Source organism: Rhizobium sp. AN6A (genome assembly GCF_900215635.1).
GTDB lineage: Bacteria > Pseudomonadota > Alphaproteobacteria > Rhizobiales > Rhizobiaceae > Agrobacterium > Agrobacterium tumefaciens.
In genome coordinates, this window is record NZ_OCNC01000004.1 from 1,635,466 (window position 1) to 1,653,225 (window position 17,760).

The window sequence follows — 17,760 nt, forward strand, 5'->3', positions numbered from 1 at the left end:
TTCGATCGGTTGCCTTCAGGGTAAATTCAACCAGCACCTGTATAAACAGACCCATGAGCTTCCGTCCCGCAAACCATGCGCCGGATTGGCGGCGGTGGATTTGGCATTCGGGGGCTGGCATGAATTTCGCGGCAGATTTTGCGCGGACGGGATCACAACGGAATATTCACGGACTGCGCGTCTGTGATCTGGACTGGAACGGGGCGCTGGAAATGGTCAGCGGCCAGGCTTCGGCTTGTGATGGTCACACGATGCTCTCGTTTCTTACCATCCAGAATGCCAAGCTGTCCCTCAAGGATATTGCTTACAGGCAGATTCTGGAAAGCTGTCTGCTTCTGCCGCAGGGCAGGGGGATGAATGCCGCCGCACGGGCCGAACACGGCAAGCCTCTGCCCGAGACCATCGATGGCGTTGCCTTCGTCATGGCACTTCTGACCTATATGGCGGTGCCGAAACGTATCGGCGTTGCGGGGGATGATGCAGCACAGGTCGGAGAGGTCCTCGCCAAGCTGCGCGCACATGCGCCCTGGCATGATTTCGTGATGCTGAACCGGGATACTTCGGGCGTGAAGGTGGATGTCGTACTGGCGGGCATGCTTGCGGAAAACCAGGAGAAATGGCTGCATCGCAGCATCAATCGCGATGATGCGCGTCTCGCCATCGCGGTCGGTCCCCTGTTCAAGGTGCTGGCGTCCGAAGTAGCCGGCATGCCCGAAATCTTTCGCAAGCTGCATATGAGCTGGCTTTACAGCCTTTGCGCCGAGCCCTGGAACATCGCGCTCGGCAAGGGCTGAGGCGGGTCCGCAAGGCCCGCGTTAACCATTTGTTTGCCACGATCCTTTAACCTCCCGTAAGGTTTTGAAAGCCGCCTGTTGCGGGCGGCGCCGAGCGTGGCAGACGGCTTCAGATGGTTGATCACAGTCCCGATATGATGGCGACGCGCCCTGATGAGGATGGTGTTGCCGTGCCTGCGTCGCAATTTCGCAAACATTGTCTGCGGCTTCTGACTGCCGGTTGCGTGGCCGCCGCCACCGTTGTGGGGGCTGCACTTCCGCTGCTGCTCATCGATTCCGGTTTTCGCGGATATGTTTCGCAGGCGCATGTAGAGGTTACCCAGACCGGCTACGACGCACCCGATGCGGCACGCTTTCTTGCCATGGCCCGCCGCACCCTGCTTTCTCCGTCCGGTCTGGACCGTATAACGGGCGACCTCAAATTGAAGCCCGCCGACATGGTCGGCGTTCGCAATCAGGGCGAACTTGGCCTGCTTTTCGACCTTTTGACCGGGGCGGATACCCGTTCGCTTTCCCCGCGCGAAGCATTGAACGGTGCTGTGGGCGAGGCGATCCGGCTGGAACTGACGCCGGATGAAAACACGCTGATCGTAACCTCGAAGGCAGCGACGCCGGAAACCGCGATGCGGCTTACGGATTATCTTTCGATGCGGGTCATGGCGGATGGCAAGGCCGGCACCATGACGCCCGCCATGCGCGAGACGGAGCGGGCGCGCACCCGGTTGGACGAGGCGGAAGCCGCCTTGAACGGTTTCCAGATGCGCCACGGCGAGACCGTTCTGTCGGAAGTGCAGCAACTCGAGCAGCAATTGCGCGACCTCAATGACAGCCTTGCGGGGACGACCCAGCAGCAGCAGTCGCTTCAGACGGATCTGGCGGTGGCCACCGGCCTCAAGCCGAATGACGTATTGTCAAAGCCCCTGCCGTCAGGCGCTGCTTTCGCTGTGCTTGAGGATATCAGGCAAAGACATGCAAGTGCCAGCATGGCGCTTTCAGGCGTCTCGGTCGATTACGGCCCGAAACATCCCCGCCGCATCGCCGCCCAGAACGCCGTGGATGCCGTGCAGGCGCTTGTCGCTCCGGCATTGCGTCAGCTGGTCGATGGCTTGCGCGCTGATGAGAAGCGCGTCGCACAGGAAGTTGCAACCGCAAACGCCGAACGAACGAAACATCTCGACCGCCTGAGCAGCCTTGGTGTCACGCCCGGTGAATTCTCCAGATTGCAGGGTGAACTGGAAACGGCGCGAAATGCCTATCTTGAGGCGAGCGAGCGCCGGGAGATGTCCTCATCCACCACAACCGCCGTTGAGACCCGCCTCACCAGGAAGGCCGGACCGGGTGAATTGTCGCGCGACCTGACACAAGCCGCGATGCTGGCAGGCGGTGGCGCGTTGCTCGGCCTGCTGGGCAGCCTGTATCTCCTGAGCTACCGTCGCCATGACGAGGAGGAGGCACTCGTCTTCGATGATGCGCACGTTCTGCCCTCCGAAAAAGCGCCTGAGCAATCGGGGCAGTTTCCCGAGTTCGAGCCGATCGAGCCGGATGTGTTCCATGATCTGGAAGAATTGGCCGCGGATAGCGAATTCGAGCCGGAGGCTGAGTTCGCGGACTATTACGCCGAGGCGGCGAACGATGGCGGATTCGAAGCCGACGACATTCCGCTGGACGAGCGTGTGCGGCAGGTTCTGATGGGCAACCGCACCGTCAGGAATACCCCTCAGACGACACCGGAGCTGCCGCCCTTGCTCAGTGAAGCCCTTGCCGGGCATTTCGATCACGAGCAAGCCGAAGCCGAGGAATTGGCGGAATTGAGACGTGAGTTGGCGCTCTTGAGGGAGCGCCTCGCCGATTACGCCGACCATCGCGACGACTACCGCAAAACTGCCTGACGAAGCTGCATTTTTGCTTGCATTCCTGCAAAGTCGGCACCATACGGGGCCAACGTAATCCAGCAGGAGCAGGACGCATGGCAGTTGTGATTGACGGAAAGGCAAAGGCGGCTTCGGTAACGGAGGCGGTCCGCAAATCGGCAGAAACGCTTGAGGCGGAACAGGGTGTGAAGCCCGGTCTCGCGGTTGTCATCGTCGGCAACGATCCGGCCAGCCACGCTTACGTGAATTCCAAAAGCAAGACGGCCAAGCAATGCGGCTTCAATTCCGTGCAGCACACGCTGCCGGAAGAAACAACTCAAGATCAGCTTCTGAAGCTGGTCGGTGAACTTAACGCGGATGCCTCCATCCATGGCATTCTGGTACAGCTTCCTTTGCCGAAACACTTCAATTCCGATGAGATCATCCAGTCGATCCTGCCCGAGAAGGATGTGGATGGCCTGAGCGTGCTGAACGCCGGCAAGCTGGCGACCGGCGATCTCGCAACCGGCCTCATCTCCTGCACGCCAGCCGGCGCCATGCTTCTGGTGCGCAGCATTCACGGCGAAGATCTTTCCGGCCTGAACGCCGTGGTCATCGGCCGCTCCAACCTCTTCGGCAAGCCGATGGGCCAGCTTCTCCTGAATGCCAATGCCACGGTGACGATGGCGCATTCGCGCACCAAGGATCTCGCCACCGTCTGCAAGACGGCCGATATTCTCGTGGCGGCGGTGGGTCGCGCGGCAATGGTGAAGGGCGATTGGGTAAAGCCCGGCGCGACCGTCATCGATGTCGGCATCAACCGCATTCCCGCGCCCGAAAAGGGTGAAGGCAAATCGAAGCTGGTCGGTGACGTCGCCTATGACGAGGCAAGCGCAGTCGCTGCTGCCATCACCCCCGTTCCGGGAGGCGTAGGCCCGATGACGATCGCCATGCTGATGGCCAACACCGTCATCGCCGCCTATCGCGCGCTTGGAAAGACCGCACCGAAGTTCTGAAATCGGTAGTTACTCTTTCGGCGCCGGTCCTGTGGAGGCGCGGACGACGAGTTCCGCCTTCCATAGTTCCTGATGAGGTTCGGTCTGGTTGAGCTTGATCCGGTTGATCAGGCGCTGCCCGACACGCACCCCCGCCGCCCGCAAGGATGAGCGGGTGGTGGTGAGAGGCACCGAAAAATTGTCGGGCTTCAACAGCGGCAACACATCGTCATGGGCAATCAGCGAAATATCCTTGCCCGGTTTCAGGCCGCGCTGGTTGAGCGAGCGGATCACGCCGAGTGCCAATGCGGTACTGGCGCACACGATGGCGGTTGGTCTTTCCGGCTGTGACAACAGCGCTTCCATGCCGAGATAACCCTCCTCGTCGGTCATGCTGCTGTGTCTTGTGTTTTCCGGGCGCAATGTCAGCCCGTTTGCCGTCAGCGCCTTTTCCACCCCGAGACAGCGGCGGAAGGTGAAGTCGTAGCCCTCCGGCCCGTTCAGAAGCCCGATCCGCCTGTGGCCAAGCTGAAGCAGCAGCTGGGTCGCATCGCGAAATGCGGCCTCATTGTCCACGTCGAGAAAGGGATAATCCTCTTCCACGCCGATGGAGCGGCCGTGGACGAGGAAGGGCAGGGAAAGCGATTGCATCATGGCGATGCGGGCGTCGTTCTTCTTCATATAGGCGAGGTAGATGCCATCGACGCTGCCGCTCGCCGCCAGTCCCCGTAGGGCTTCCCGTTCCTTTTCCGGCTCCGTAGGCGTGATGACGAGGTGAAATCCGCTGCGGGCCGCTTCTTCGCCGAGACCGCTCAGGAATTCGCCGAAATGCACATCCGAGCGGTGGTGTTCGCCAACCGGCATGACCAGTCCGATGGAGCCGACCTTGCCGGTCGCCAACCGTTGCGCCGCGGCATTCGGGCGGTATCCGGTCTTTTCGGCGGCTTCCATGACGCGGCGGCGCGTCTCTGCGCTCACCTCGGGATATCCGTTGAGCGCTCTGCTGACGGTTGTCTGAGAAATCCCCAGCAATTGCGACAACTGTTTCAGGTTCATGTTTGTATTTCCTCCATGCGCGCGCATCGGGAAATGGCAAAAGCCTCTCCTCTAACTCCCAAAGCGCTTTAGTTTTTTACCAGTCCCTGCCGGTTTTCTCAATCGAAAACGATAGCCGCCTTTCTAAGTAAGTATGACTATTCATACGACAATGCGGCATGTCCAGCGAAAGAGCCTCTTGACTCCTTCTTAATGACAATGAGATGAATAGGCAGCCAAAGCGCTTTGATTTATGGGAGATGCTTTGAGCCTTTTATGTGATGGGAGGTAAATCACATGCAGAAGACCTTTTTGGCGACGGCGGCTTCTATAGTGCTGCTGTCGGGTTCGGCCTTTGCCGCCGATCTGAAATTCGCGCCCGGTCAGGATGCCAAGTTCAACTGGAAAAGCTACGAAGACTTCAAGGCGGCCCATGTCGACCTCAAAGGTCAAACGCTGACGATTTTCGGGCCCTGGCGCGGTGAGGACGAGGCGCTGTTCCAGACGGTGCTGGCCTATTTCTCCGACGCGACCGGCGTGAACGTCCGCTATTCTTCCTCGGAAAACTACGAACAGCAGATCGTCATCGACACGCAGGCGGGTTCTCCGCCCAACATCGCCATCCTGCCGCAGCCCGGTCTTCTGGCCGATCTCGCCGCCAAGGGTTTTCTGGTTCCGCTCGGCGATGAAACCGCAAGCTGGGTCAAGGACAATTACGGCGCTGGCCAGTCCTGGGTTGATCTCGGCAGCTACAAGGGCAAGGACGGCAACAAGGCTTACTTTGCATTTCCCTTCAAGGCAGATGTAAAGTCGCTTGTCTGGTACGTGCCTGAGAACTTCGAGGAAGCGGGCTATAAAGTGCCCGAGAGCATGGAAGACCTGTTCAAGCTGACGGACCAGATCGTTGCCGATGGCGGCACACCCTGGTGCATCGGCCTCGGTTCCGGCGGTGCGACCGGCTGGCCGGCAACGGACTGGGTGGAAGACCTGATGCTGCGCACACAGCCGCTCGACGTCTATCAGAAATGGACGACGAACGAAGTGAAGTTCACTGACCCGGCCGTGGTTGCGGCAATCAATGAATTCGGCAAATTCGCCAAGAACGAAAAATATGTCAGCGGCGGCGTTGCGGCTGTGGCCTCCACCGACTTCCGCGACAGCCCGAAGGGCCTCTTCGACATTCCGCCGAAATGCTACCTCCACCATCAAGCGTCCTTCGTGCCGTCCTTCTTCCCTGATGGTACCAAGGTCGGAACGGATGTGGATTTCTTCTATATGCCGACCTATGCCGCAAAGCCTGAACTCGGCAAGCCGGTTCTCGGTGCCGGCACGCTCGTCACCATCACCAAGGAAGCGCCCGCCGCCAAGGCTTTCGTCGACTTCCTGAAAACGCCGATCGCCCATGAGGTCTGGATGGCACAGTCCAGCTTCCTGACGCCGTATAAGGGTGTGAATGTCGATATCTATGCCAACGAGCAGATGAAGCGCCAGGGTGAAATCCTCACCTCCGCGACCACCTTCGGTTTTGACGGTTCCGACCTGATGCCGGGCAAGATCGGCGCGGGTGCATTCTGGACCGGCATGATCGATTTCGTCGGCGGCAAGTCGGCCGATCAGGTCGCTGCCGATATCCAGAAGGCCTGGGACGGCCTGAAGTAACCTCAACAGAGCTTGACCCGGCGGTGATGCCGCCGGGCCTTTGCCAACGGAACGGCCGTCGACCGCATAAAATCAGCGCGGCGCGGAGAGGATCAAGGGAGGGTACATGGCTCAACAACTCGTTTCTGCCATCGGCGTCATGGTGGCCGGCGTTTTTGCCTGCGCCGCCTATTATTGGCTATCCGACAAACTGTTGCAGGTAATCTTTCCCGTCCGCTCGGGAGACGTGTTGCAGGCATCCCGCAACCTCAACCGCCGCGCAGCGGTCAGGCCCTGGCTGTTCATCGGCCCGGCTCTTCTTCTTCTTCTCGTCTATCTGGTATATCCCGTCATCGCCACGCTGATCCTCTCGTTCTATGACCGGACCGGCGCCGAATTCGTCGGTCTTGCCAATTATCGCTGGGCATTTTTCGATGCCGGCTTCCGGCAATCGATCTTCAACAACATCCTCTGGCTGGCCGTGGTGCCGGCGGCCTGCACCTTCTTCGGCCTCGTTATTGCCGTCATGACCGACCGCATCTGGTGGGGCAACATCGCCAAATCCATCGTCTTCATGCCTATGGCGATCTCCTTTGTCGGTGCCTCCGTCATCTGGAAATTCATTTACGAGTATCGCGCCGAGGGTCAGGTGCAAATCGGCCTCCTCAACGCCGTCGTCGAGTTTTTCGGCGGCAGCCCGGAGGTGTGGATTTCCATGCCCTTCTGGAACAACTTTTTCCTGATGGTCATCCTCATCTGGATTCAGACCGGCTTTGCCATGGTCATCCTGTCTGCAGCGCTGCGCGGCATTCCGGAAGAGACAATCGAAGCGGCCGTCATTGATGGCGCCAATGGCTGGCAGATCTTCTGGAAGATCATGGTCCCGCAAATCTGGGGCACCATCGCCGTCGTCTGGACAACCATCACCATTCTCGTTCTCAAGGTTTTCGACATCGTGCTGACCATGACCAACGGCCAATGGAACACCATGGTTCTCGCCAACCTCATGTTCGACTGGATGTTCCGCGGCGGCGGTGACAGTGGCCGAAGTGCGGTCATAGCGCTCGTCATCATGGCGGCCGTCACCCCGATCATGATCTGGAACATCCGCCAGGCAAACCGCGAGATGGAGGGCCGCTGAGATGGATATCGTAAAACGTCTGCGCCGCGTCGGCCTGCCGCGCCTCATCGTCCATGCCAGCGTGCTGGTCGTCGTGCTTCTCTGGCTGCTGCCCACGCTCGGCATTCTCGTCAGCTCGCTGCGCGACAAGGACCAGATCACCGTGTCGGGCTGGTGGACGGCCTTTTCCAGTTCCGAACAGACCGCGGCGGTTCGCCTTGCCGACGCTGCCGTGCAGAAGCAGGACGGGAACCGCTACGTCATATCAGGTAATGTTTTTGAAAGCGGACAGGGGGGCAAGGTTGCAGCCTTCGGCGTTCGCGTGCAGGAGCCGACGGCCTTCAAAGCCGGTGAAGCGGCAGATATCGGCGACGGGGAAACGCTGCTCGTCAATACGGACGGCACCTATGAATACAGCAAGGCCTCGAGCTTCGAGGGCTCGCGCGGCAAGCGCGTCTATATTTCCGTCGCGACGCCGCCGGTCTTCACACTCGACAATTATCGAACCGTCCTGACCTCGGAAGGCATCGGTCAGTCCTTCGTCAACTCGCTGACAGTCGCCGTGCCGGCAACCGTCATCCCGATCCTCATCGCCGCCTTTGCCGCCTATGCGCTGTCATGGATGAGCTTTTCCGGCCGCAATTTTCTGATTGCGATGGTGGTGGGCCTGATCGTTGTGCCGTTGCAGATGTCACTGATACCGCTCCTGAAACTCTACAACGAAATCGGCAATATCTTCGGCGTACCGTCCAAGACCTACGCCGGTATCTGGCTGGCGCATACCGCCTTCGGCCTGCCGCTCGCCATCTACCTGTTGCGCAACTACATTTCCGGCCTGCCGAAAGAGATCATCGAAAGTGCGCGTGTCGATGGCGCGAGCGACTTCGAAATCTTCGTCAAAATCATCCTGCCGCTGTCCTTCCCGGCGCTCGCCTCCTTCGCCATCTTCCAGTTCCTGTGGACCTGGAACGACCTGCTCGTCGCCATGGTCTTCCTCGGCACGCAGAAGGATGAGCTGGTGCTGACCGGTGCTTTGAACGCGCTGCTCGGTTCGCGCGGCGGCAACTGGGAAATCCTCACCGCCTCGGCCTTCGTCACCATTGTCGTGCCGCTTGGCGTCTTCTTCGCCCTTCAACGTTATCTCGTGCGCGGCCTGCTCTCAGGCTCCGTCAAGGGAGGCTGATTGTTCCATGAACGCCCATACCAGACAGGATGAGACTATGACCGCTCCGGTGACTTCCGCTTTGACGCCCAACAAGGATTGGTGGCGCGGCGCCGTGATCTATCAGATCTACCCGCGCTCCTATCAAGACTCCAATGGCGACGGCATCGGCGATCTCAAGGGCATCACCGATCGGTTGGCGCATATTGCCGGTCTCGGCGCCGACGCCATCTGGATTTCGCCCTTCTTCACCTCGCCGATGAAGGATTTCGGTTACGACGTCTCGAATTATGTCGATGTCGATCCGATGTTCGGCACGCTTGCCGATTTCGACGGCTTGATCGCGGAAGCGCACCGTCTCGGTATCCGCGTGATGATCGACCTCGTCATGTCGCACACGTCTGACCAGCATCCGTGGTTCGTGGAAAGCCGCGCCAGCCGCAACAATGCGAAGTCGGACTGGTATGTCTGGTCGGACAGCAAGCCGGATGGCACGCCGCCCAACAACTGGCTGTCGATCTTCGGCGGCTCCGGCTGGCAGTGGGACCCCACACGCATGCAATATTACATGCACAACTTCCTGACCTCGCAGCCGGATCTCAACCTGCACAATCCGGAAGTGCGGGAAGAACTGCTCAATATCACCCGCTTCTGGCTGAAGCGCGGCGTCGATGGTTTCCGCCTCGATACCATCAACTTCTATTTCCATGATCTGGAATTGCGCGACAACCCGGCACTGGCGCCGGAGCGCCGCAATGCTTCCACGGCACCTGCGGTCAATCCCTACAATTTCCAGGAACATCTCTACGACAAGAACCGCCCCGAAAACATCGCCTTCCTGAAACGCTTCCGCGCCGTGCTGGACGAGTTTCCGGATATCGCCGCTGTCGGTGAAGTGGGCGACAGCCAGCGCGGTCTCGAAATCGTCGGTGAATACACCTCCGGCGACGACAAGATGCAGATGTGCTACGCCTTCGAGTTCCTGGCGCCGGATGCGCTCACTCCGCAGCGTGTTGCCGATGTGCAGGCGGATTTTGCTAAGGCCGCACCGGAAGGTTGGGCCTGCTGGGCGTTTTCCAACCACGATGTCGTTCGCCATGTCAGCCGCTGGGGCGAGCATGTCGAAGAAAAGGACGCTTTCGCAAAGGTGCTCTCGGCCCTGTTGATGACGCAGCGCGGCTCCGTCTGCATCTATGAGGGTGAAGAGCTTGGCCTTACTGAAGCCGATATTGCTTTTGAGGATTTGCAGGACCCCTACGGCATCCAGTTCTGGCCGGAATTCAAGGGCCGCGATGGTTGCCGCACGCCGATGGTGTGGGATGCGGGCCATGCGCAGGCCGGCTTCTCAACCTCTGACAAGACCTGGCTGCCCATTCCGGCCGAACACAAGCAGCGTGCCGTCAGCGCCCAGCAGGGCAATGAGGCATCCGTGCTGGAGCATTACCGCCGCTTCCTTTCCTTCCGCAAGAAGCATCCCGCTTTTGCCAAGGGCGGCATCGAATTCCAGCCAGTGGAGGGCGATGTGCTGAGCTACACCCGCACGCTCGGCAACGAAACCGTTCTGTGCCTCTTCAATCTGTCTGCGACACCGGCAAAGGCGACGCTGCCGGAAGGGAACTGGGAGGTTCTCGAAGGCCACGGCTTTGCAAGCGGTGTGGACGGCAGAAGCGTAGAACTTCCGGCATGGGGCGCTTTCTTCGCCCGTTACGCCTGATAGAGCAGGGAGGAACAACCCATGACAAGTCTCGTTCTCAAGGATATCCGCAAATCATACGGGCAGGTGAAAGTCCTGCACGGCATCGATCTGGAGATCGAACAGGGCGAATTCATCGTTTTCGTCGGGCCGTCCGGCTGCGGAAAATCGACGTTGCTGCGCATGATTGCGGGTCTGGAGGAAATCACCGGCGGCGAAATGTTCATCGACGGCCAGCTGGTCAATGAAATCCCGCCTTCGCGCCGGGGTATTGCCATGGTGTTCCAGTCCTATGCGCTTTATCCGCATATGACTGTTTACGACAACATGGCCTTCGGCATGAAGATCGCCAAGGAAAACAAGCAGGAGATCGACCGCCGCGTGCGCGCCGCTGCCGAAATCCTGCAGCTGACGCAATATCTGGAGCGCTTGCCCAAGGCTCTGTCTGGCGGCCAGCGCCAGCGCGTTGCCATTGGCCGTGCCATCTGCCGCAATCCCAAGGTGTTCCTGTTCGATGAACCCCTGTCGAACCTCGATGCCGCGCTGCGTGTCGCAACCCGCATCGAAATCGCCAAGCTCAACGAGCAGATGGCCGATACGACGATGATCTACGTCACCCACGATCAGGTGGAGGCGATGACGCTGGCCGACCGTATCGTCGTTTTGAATGCGGGTCGTGTGGAGCAGGTCGGCCCGCCGCTGGACCTTTACGAAAACCCCGCCAACCTCTTCGTGGCGCGGTTCATCGGCTCGCCCGCCATGAACATCATTGCTGCAAAAATTGCCGTAGCCGGAGAGCGGACCTCGATCGAACTTGCCGGCGGCAAGACGCTGAACGTCGTCGTTCCCACGCCTGCAACCGAGCAGGGCAAGGCCGCGAGCTTCGGTGTCCGGCCGGAGGATTTGAGCATCGTTACCGGCGACGATTATCTTTTCGAGGGAAAAGTCGCGATCGTCGAGGCTCTCGGTGAAGTAACCCTGCTTTATCTCGAAGCGCCCAAGGGGCAGGAGCCGATCATCGTCAAGGTGCCGGGCATCGTATCCGTCGCCAAGGGTCAGACCCTGCGTTTTGCGGCACCACAGGCAAAGCTCCATCTCTTTGATGCCGAGGGAAAGAACTACCGCAGATAGTTGCGGAGACATTGGCCGGTGAGCTTCAGGAAACATGCCCCGGAACGTCCCCGTTCCGGGGTTTTTTCATGATGTTTTGCCGCTGTGGAAAAATGCCGAAAATGTTCCGTCTTCGGTCTGTTTAAGGTGACGCTGATATGAATTGTTAAAGACTACGTTTTAATCTTGGAGACGTTGAAAGAGCATGGAGGTCGGGGCGTGCAGAGCAGTGCGGGTGTTATCAAGAACAGTTACCTGACCAAGGAAGAATCCTTCATGTACGACCGCGAAGGCCGGTTTCGCATGGAAGACACCATGAATGCGGCGCGCATCGAATATACCGAGAAGGCCGTCATGCATATGGCCGCTCGCCGTTGCGACGTCATTCGCATTTCCCAGACCGAGGCCGTGCTGGCACTGCTGACGAAATACAATCTTCCGAACCAGTTCTATCTGGATATTCCCGACGCCCGCATCAACAAGATCGGCTGCGTTATGTTGCGCGTCAACGCCAACAACACAATCCACGTCCGTTTCCTGCGCATGCTGACGCAAAAGGAACTCGACCGCATTTTCGTGTTCAGCACGCATCCGGCGCACAAGGACCGGAAGCTCGATATCCGGTCTTTTTGAGGGGCTGGAGAATCTCCGGCTTCAGGAAAGCCCACCCAGAACCGTCTGCTTCAGCTTCACATCCGGCACTTCCGCAAACGTAAGATCGCTGCGGCCGAAATAGGATTTCTGGTTGGTGGCGGACCAGTCGTTGCAGACCAGTTTGTAGCGCTCTCTCGCGACCGGTTTTTCCGGCATGGCGTAGAGATAATCGCCGGTGCGGTCAGCAAGCGGAATGTCGCCGTCCTGGTTGCAGCGCTTGAGGATTTGCGCAAGCGCTTCGCCATCCACTTCCGTCACCATCAGCTTGCCGTCGAAACGCAGCGAGGCGTTGAAATCGTAGCGGCGGATATCACCCTGTGGCAGGCCAGCGCCGAAGGAGGTGTGGCCGATGAAGCCGACATCCGCGCCGGTTTTTGCGGCGATCAGTTGCGCCACACGGCGTCCGGCCTCGTCAACTGTCATCGCCTTTTCCGTTTTGCCGACCACTGCCTTCTCTTCTGCCGTCAGATGTTTGTCGAGTGTCTGTTCGATCAGGCCTTTGAGCGCCGGGGAGGAGGGGGCGTCGCGGTCGATGGCAACGGTCTCGATCGTCGACGCCTTGCCGGCGGTCAGGATCGTGGCAATGGCCATGGACGTGCACCATGAGCCCGTGTGGACATAGCGCGTCGCACCCTGTTCATGCACGAAGTTCAGGTGATCGTGGCCGCCGACCAGCAGGGTGCCATCAGGCAGCAATGGCAGGATATCGCGGTCGGCAACAACACCGGCGTGGCTGAGAACGATGTTGATCGCCTCCGGCTTGACGATTGCCGGCAGATTCGCCCTGGCCCATTCCACAGGCTGCGGAATATCCAGCATCTCACGCGTGGCCTTCGGATAGGTATTGATCGCGTTGGTGGCAAGGCCCGCAACAACGACCGTCCGTCCGCCCACCCTCACCTCCGCACTGGCCGGTGCGTAGGGTGCGCCGCTGCGCTTGTCGATGATGTTGGACAGCACGGTGATGCCGAGCGCACGGGCACGACTGACGAAATTTGCGAGGTCGTTATCGATATCCGGCTCATGGTTACCGATATTGATGACGGTGGGCGCGAGCCTGGTGAGCGCCGAGAGGAACGTCCACTCGATTTCGCCGGACGACCGTGTCGCCACCGCATTGCCGGTTTCGAACAGGTCGCCGTTCAGAAGAATAATGTGGGGCGTCTTTTCAGCCGCGATGCGCATTTCTATGGCCGCTAGGAGCTGCCCGATGCGCTCATAGGCCGAATGCAGATCGGCAATCACGATTGCACGCAGGGCCACATCCTGCGCCTCCGCCGGTGTTGCCACCACCATCAGCGGCAGTATGGCGGCGGTGCCAGCCATAAGCTTCAGCACGTCACGGCGTTTGCTTGAGAAAATCGTCATGTCTGGCCCCATCATCTTGAAACTGCGTCATCGTCCCGCGGCTGGCTGAGAAGCCCCTATAGGGCGATCATCACAGCCGCATGACAAGTTTGGCGTTTAAGAGACGGGAAATAAAGCGGTTTCAGCGCGGGTTGTGCAGGTCATGCCGAGAGGTTGCGGAGGCGAGGCCGAATCCGGCCTTCGCCTCCGGGCGATCAATGGAACAGAACGCTGGCGCCCTGGTCGGCAGGACCGACATTACGGCGGAACGGGGCGAAAAGTTCGCGGCCCATGCCCCATTCGTTGGCGGAAAGGTCGGCGCGCGCCGGTTCGCGCTTTGCCAGCTCGGCGGCTGGAACAAGCACTTCAAGCGTTCCGGAAATGGCGTCGAGACGGATGATATCGCCATCGCGGATGAGCGAGATCGGGCCGCATTCGGAAGCTTCCGGCGTGACATGGATGGCGGCCGGCACCTTGCCGGAAGCGCCAGACATGCGTCCGTCCGTCACCAGCGCCACCTTGAAGCCGCGATCCTGCAGCACGCCAAGTGGCGGTGTCAGGCGGTGCAGTTCCGGCATGCCGTTGGCCTTCGGGCCCTGGAAGCGGACGACAGCGATGAAATCGCGGTTGAGTTTGCCGTCCTTGAAGGCATCCTGAAGCTCCTGCTGGTCGTTAAAGACGATCGCGGGCGCCTCGATGATATGGCGTTCGGGCTTGACGGCGGAGATCTTGATGACTGATTTGCCGAGATTGCCGGTCAGCATTTTCAGGCCGCCGGTCGGCTGGAACGGCGTTTCGATGCTGGCGAGAACCTTGGGGTCGTGGCTCTGTTCAGGTGAAGGCTCGCGGGTCACTGCGCCGTTTTCGTCAAGCTTTGCATCCACGGTGTAGGCTTCGAGCCCTTGTCCGAAGACGGTGCGGACATCGTCATGCACGAAGCCCTGTTTCAAAAGCTGCTTGATGAGGAAGCCCATGCCGCCGGCGGCGTGGAAATGGTTCACATCCGCAAGACCGTTGGGATAGACGCGGGCGAGCAGCGGCACAGTATCCGACAGGTCGGAAATATCCTGCCAGGTGAGGATGATGCCCGCTGCGCGCGCCATGGCGATCAGATGCATGGTGTGGTTGGTCGAGCCGCCCGTCGCGTGCAGGCCGACGACGCCGTTGACGATAGAGCGCTCGTCGATCATCTCGCCCGCAGGCGTGAACTCGTTGCCCTGCGCGGTGATGGCGAGCGCCCGTTTGGCGGCCTCGCGTGTCAGCGCGTCGCGCAGCGGCGTGCCGGGATTGATGAAGGACGAGCCGGGCATGTGGAAACCCATGATCTCCATCAGCATCTGGTTGGAATTTGCCGTGCCGTAGAAGGTGCAGGTGCCGGGACCGTGATAGGATTTGGACTCCGCCTCCAGCAGCTCGGCGCGCCCAACCTTGCCCTCTGCATAAAGCTGGCGAATGCGGGATTTCTCGTCGTTCGGCAGGCCGGTGGTCATCGGCCCGGCGGGGATGAAGATGGAGGGCAGGTGACCGAAGGAAAGCGCTGCGATGACGAGGCCGGGAACGATCTTGTCGCAGACACCGAGATAGACGGCGGCGTCGAACATGTTGTGCGACAGGCCGATGCCGGCAGCCATGGCGATGGCATCACGGGAGAACAGCGAGAGCTCCATGCCCGGCTGGCCCTGGGTTACGCCGTCGCACATGGCAGGCACGGCACCCGCGACCTGCGCCACGCCGCCGGCTTGCGCTGCGGCCTCGCGGATGATTGCCGGAAAGGTCTCGTAGGGCTGGTGCGCCGACAGCATGTCGTTATAGGCGGTGATGATGCCGAGATTGCCAACCCGGTCGCCGGCAAGGAGGTCCTTGTCGGCGGGGGAACAGACCGCAAATCCATGCGCGAGGTTACCGCAGGAGAGAGTGGAGCGATGAACCCCCTTCGAAACCTGCAGCCGCAGCCGCTCGAGATAGGTCTCGCGGTAAGGCTTGGAGCGTTCGACGATGCGGGCGGTAATGGCCTGAATGCGGGAATCGGCGGACATGAGCGTTCATCCTGTTCGTTGGTCGAGAACCGGCGTTCCGGGAGATGAAGGACCGGTTATCGTGTTTTCGTCTTGTGTCGTCGGGCGCTGTCGCGGGGCCGCTTGCGCGGCAACCGCATCCAGTTATGGCGCCCAGTAAATATCCACGGCTGTTTCTGCCCGGTTCAGCACGGCGCGGATCGGCATTTCGTCCTCATTCTCGCCCGACTGTGCTTTTTCAAGCGTCGCCTTTTTTGCTGCGCCTTCGATGTGGAGCACCAGAAAACCTGCATCGTGAAGGCTGGAGAAGTTGAACGTCAACCGTTCTTCCCCCGCGGTTTCCGCCGCCATGGTCAAAACGCCGCGCGGTTCGTCAAGGTCGAGCGCTTCGTAGAGATTGTCGCCACCGGGAAAGAACGATGCCGTATGCCCATCCGTTCCCATGCCAAGCACGACGACATCGAAAGGATCGCAGATCGCCTCGGTCTTGACGGTCGCAAGCGTCGCTGCATCCTCAGGCGAGGCCGCGGGCTGGAACAGCGGCACGAAATAGGCCGCCTTCGCCTTGTCCTGCAACAGGTTCTCGCTGACCAGCCGGTGGTTCGAGCGCTCGCTCTCCGGCGGCACGAACCGTTCGTCCACCAGCGTCACGCTGATGTTGCTCCAGTCGAGATCATGATGGGAAAGCGCCTGGAAGAACAGCTTGGGCGTTGAACCGCCCGAAACGGCAATGCTTGCCGTTCCGTATTCTTTTGTTGCCGCGTCGAGACGCGCGGCAACATCCGCCGCCAGGGTTTTCGCCAGTTCAGCGGCTGTGTCGAAGACATGGATTGTTTCGCTCATACCCGCGCCCTCAGTCAGCGTCGTGCCAGGTGCGGCCGTCGCGCTCGATCAGTGCGATCGAGCCGCTCGGACCCCAGGTTCCGGCAGTATAACCCTGTACGCCCTGTCCCAGCTCTTCCCAGCTCTTGAGGATCGGATCGACCCAGTCCCAGGCCGCTTCCACTTCGTCGCGGCGCATGAACAGTGTCTGGTTGGAGCGGATGGTATCCATCAAAAGCCGCTCATAGGCATCGGGGCTGCGCACGTTGAAGGCTTCGGCAAAGCTCATGTCCAGCGAGACCTGACGCAGACGCATGCCGCCCGGGCCAGGATCCTTGATGAGCAGCGACTGCTTGACACCTTCGTCCGGTTGGAGGCGAATGACCAGCTTGTTGGCTTCGATCTTGCCGGCCGCATCGTCGAAGATCGAATGCGGGATCTGCTTGAACGTGACGACGATTTCCGAAACGCGGGTCGCAAGGCGTTTTCCCGTGCGAATGTAGAAAGGAACGCCGGCCCAGCGCCAGTTGGCGATTTCGGCCTTGATGGCGACGAAGGTTTCCGTGTTGGAAACGCCGCCCTCCAGCTCCTCCAGATAACCTTTCACCGGGCCGCCTGCTGAAGCGCCGGCGCGGTACTGGCCGCGAACCGTCAGCTTTTCGACATTGCTGGTGTTGATCGGCTTCAGCGAGCGCAGAACCTTGAGCTTTTCGTCACGCACGGCTTCCGCGTTCATGGAAGCGGGCGGCTCCATGGCAACGAGGCAAAGCAATTGCAGAATGTGGTTCTGCACCATGTCGCGCAACGCACCGGCCGTATCGTAATATCCGGCGCGACCCTCAAGGCCGACAGCTTCTGCGACCGTGATCTGCACGTGGTCGATATGGGCGGAATTCCAAAGCGGCTCGTAAAGCGCGTTAGCAAAACGCAGTGCCATCAGGTTCTGCACCGTCTCCTTGCCGAGATAGTGGTCGATGCGGAAGATCTGTTCTTCCTTGAAGACATGGCCGATGGTGTCGTTGAGTTCCTGCGCCGAGGCAAGGTCGCGGCCGATCGGCTTTTCGACTACGATGCGGGTCGAGCGGGTGATCAGCTTGTGTTCGCGGATCTTGTCGGCGATATCGCCGAAAATGCCGGGCGCAACAGCGAGATAGAAGGCGCGTATGCGCTCCTTGCCCTCATCGAGCAGCTTCTTCAACACGTCCCATCCGTTGCCGGATTTTGCGTCGACGGGAACGTAGAAAAGCCGGTTGAGGAACAGCGCAACCTGCGCATCATCATATTCGCCCGCCTTCAGATGCTCCTTAAGCGCGTCCTGCGCGAATTTGCGATATTCCTCATGGCTCATGACCGAACGCGACGCGCCGATGATGCGGGTCGGCTCCGTGAACTGGCCTTCGACCTGACGGTGATAAAGGGCCGGCAAAAGCTTGCGCTCTGCCAAATCGCCTGTGCCGCCGAAAACGACACAATCAAAAGCTTCAACAGGAATGATCTGACTGCTCATATCGATACTCTCGATCTT

Annotated in this window: 14 protein-coding genes; 9 read left to right on the plus strand and 5 right to left on the minus strand. The window is 59.9% G+C overall.

Features of this window, described 5'->3' with window-relative positions:
• Positions 1-119: 119 nt before the first annotated feature.
• The 3 genes from CRO62_RS20560 to folD all read left to right on the plus strand — a co-directional run bounded on the left by CRO62_RS20560 (position 120) and on the right by folD (position 3,660).
• A complete protein-coding gene (locus tag CRO62_RS20560; RefSeq protein ID WP_097101527.1) occupies positions 120-794 on the plus strand; it encodes a WecB/TagA/CpsF family glycosyltransferase in 675 nt (224 codons plus the stop codon).
• 113 nt (positions 795-907) lie between these two features.
• Positions 908-2,683, plus strand: coding sequence for a hypothetical protein (locus CRO62_RS20565; RefSeq protein WP_097101529.1), 1,776 nt, complete (start codon positions 908-910; stop codon positions 2,681-2,683).
• A gap of 77 nt (positions 2,684-2,760) precedes the next feature.
• Positions 2,761-3,660 carry a bifunctional methylenetetrahydrofolate dehydrogenase/methenyltetrahydrofolate cyclohydrolase FolD gene (gene folD, locus CRO62_RS20570; RefSeq protein ID WP_038489842.1) on the plus strand — a complete coding sequence of 300 codons (900 nt, stop codon included), beginning with the start codon at positions 2,761-2,763 and terminating at the stop codon, positions 3,658-3,660.
• 9 nt (positions 3,661-3,669) lie between these two features.
• Here folD and CRO62_RS20575 read toward each other — a convergent pair whose 3' ends face one another.
• Positions 3,670-4,695, minus strand: a complete 1,026-nt coding sequence (locus CRO62_RS20575; RefSeq protein WP_097101532.1) for a LacI family DNA-binding transcriptional regulator — start codon at positions 4,693-4,695, stop codon at positions 3,670-3,672.
• Positions 4,696-4,971: 276 nt separating this feature from the next.
• Here CRO62_RS20575 and CRO62_RS20580 point away from each other — a divergent pair, with 276 nt between their 5' ends.
• From CRO62_RS20580 to CRO62_RS20605, 6 genes are all read left to right on the plus strand, one after another.
• The gene (locus tag CRO62_RS20580; protein ID WP_097101534.1) at positions 4,972-6,333 is read left to right on the plus strand and encodes an ABC transporter substrate-binding protein; all 1,362 of its coding nucleotides are present in this window, start codon (positions 4,972-4,974) and stop codon (positions 6,331-6,333) included.
• A 106-nt stretch (positions 6,334-6,439) separates the two neighbouring features.
• Complete coding sequence (locus CRO62_RS20585; RefSeq protein WP_174001394.1) at positions 6,440-7,453, plus strand: carbohydrate ABC transporter permease; 1,014 nt, start codon at positions 6,440-6,442, stop codon at positions 7,451-7,453.
• Between the two features lies 1 nt (position 7,454).
• On the plus strand, positions 7,455-8,615 hold the full coding sequence (locus CRO62_RS20590) for a carbohydrate ABC transporter permease (protein ID WP_003515133.1): 1,161 nt from the start codon (positions 7,455-7,457) through the stop codon (positions 8,613-8,615).
• A 37-nt stretch (positions 8,616-8,652) separates the two neighbouring features.
• On the plus strand, positions 8,653-10,308 hold the full coding sequence (locus CRO62_RS20595; RefSeq protein ID WP_097101536.1) for an alpha-glucosidase family protein: 1,656 nt from the start codon (positions 8,653-8,655) through the stop codon (positions 10,306-10,308).
• Positions 10,309-10,329: 21 nt separating this feature from the next.
• Complete coding sequence (locus CRO62_RS20600; RefSeq protein WP_097101538.1) at positions 10,330-11,418, plus strand: ABC transporter ATP-binding protein; 1,089 nt, start codon at positions 10,330-10,332, stop codon at positions 11,416-11,418.
• A 255-nt stretch (positions 11,419-11,673) separates the two neighbouring features.
• On the plus strand, positions 11,674-12,030 hold the full coding sequence (locus tag CRO62_RS20605) for a hypothetical protein (RefSeq protein WP_050923858.1): 357 nt from the start codon (positions 11,674-11,676) through the stop codon (positions 12,028-12,030).
• A gap of 21 nt (positions 12,031-12,051) precedes the next feature.
• Here the strand turns inward: CRO62_RS20605 and CRO62_RS20610 are convergent, their stop codons facing one another.
• From CRO62_RS20610 to zwf, 4 genes are all read right to left on the minus strand, one after another.
• Positions 12,052-13,419, minus strand: coding sequence for a metallophosphoesterase (locus CRO62_RS20610; protein ID WP_097101540.1), 1,368 nt, complete (start codon positions 13,417-13,419; stop codon positions 12,052-12,054).
• Between the two features lie 194 nt (positions 13,420-13,613).
• Positions 13,614-15,434, minus strand: coding sequence for a phosphogluconate dehydratase (gene edd / locus CRO62_RS20615; protein WP_003515140.1), 1,821 nt, complete (start codon positions 15,432-15,434; stop codon positions 13,614-13,616).
• Positions 15,435-15,557: 123 nt separating this feature from the next.
• Entirely contained in the window at positions 15,558-16,256 is a 699-nt protein-coding gene (gene pgl / locus CRO62_RS20620; RefSeq protein ID WP_097101542.1) for a 6-phosphogluconolactonase, read from the minus strand.
• A gap of 10 nt (positions 16,257-16,266) precedes the next feature.
• A complete protein-coding gene (gene zwf / locus CRO62_RS20625; RefSeq protein WP_003515142.1) occupies positions 16,267-17,742 on the minus strand; it encodes a glucose-6-phosphate dehydrogenase in 1,476 nt (491 codons plus the stop codon).
• Positions 17,743-17,760: the final 18 nt, after the last annotated feature.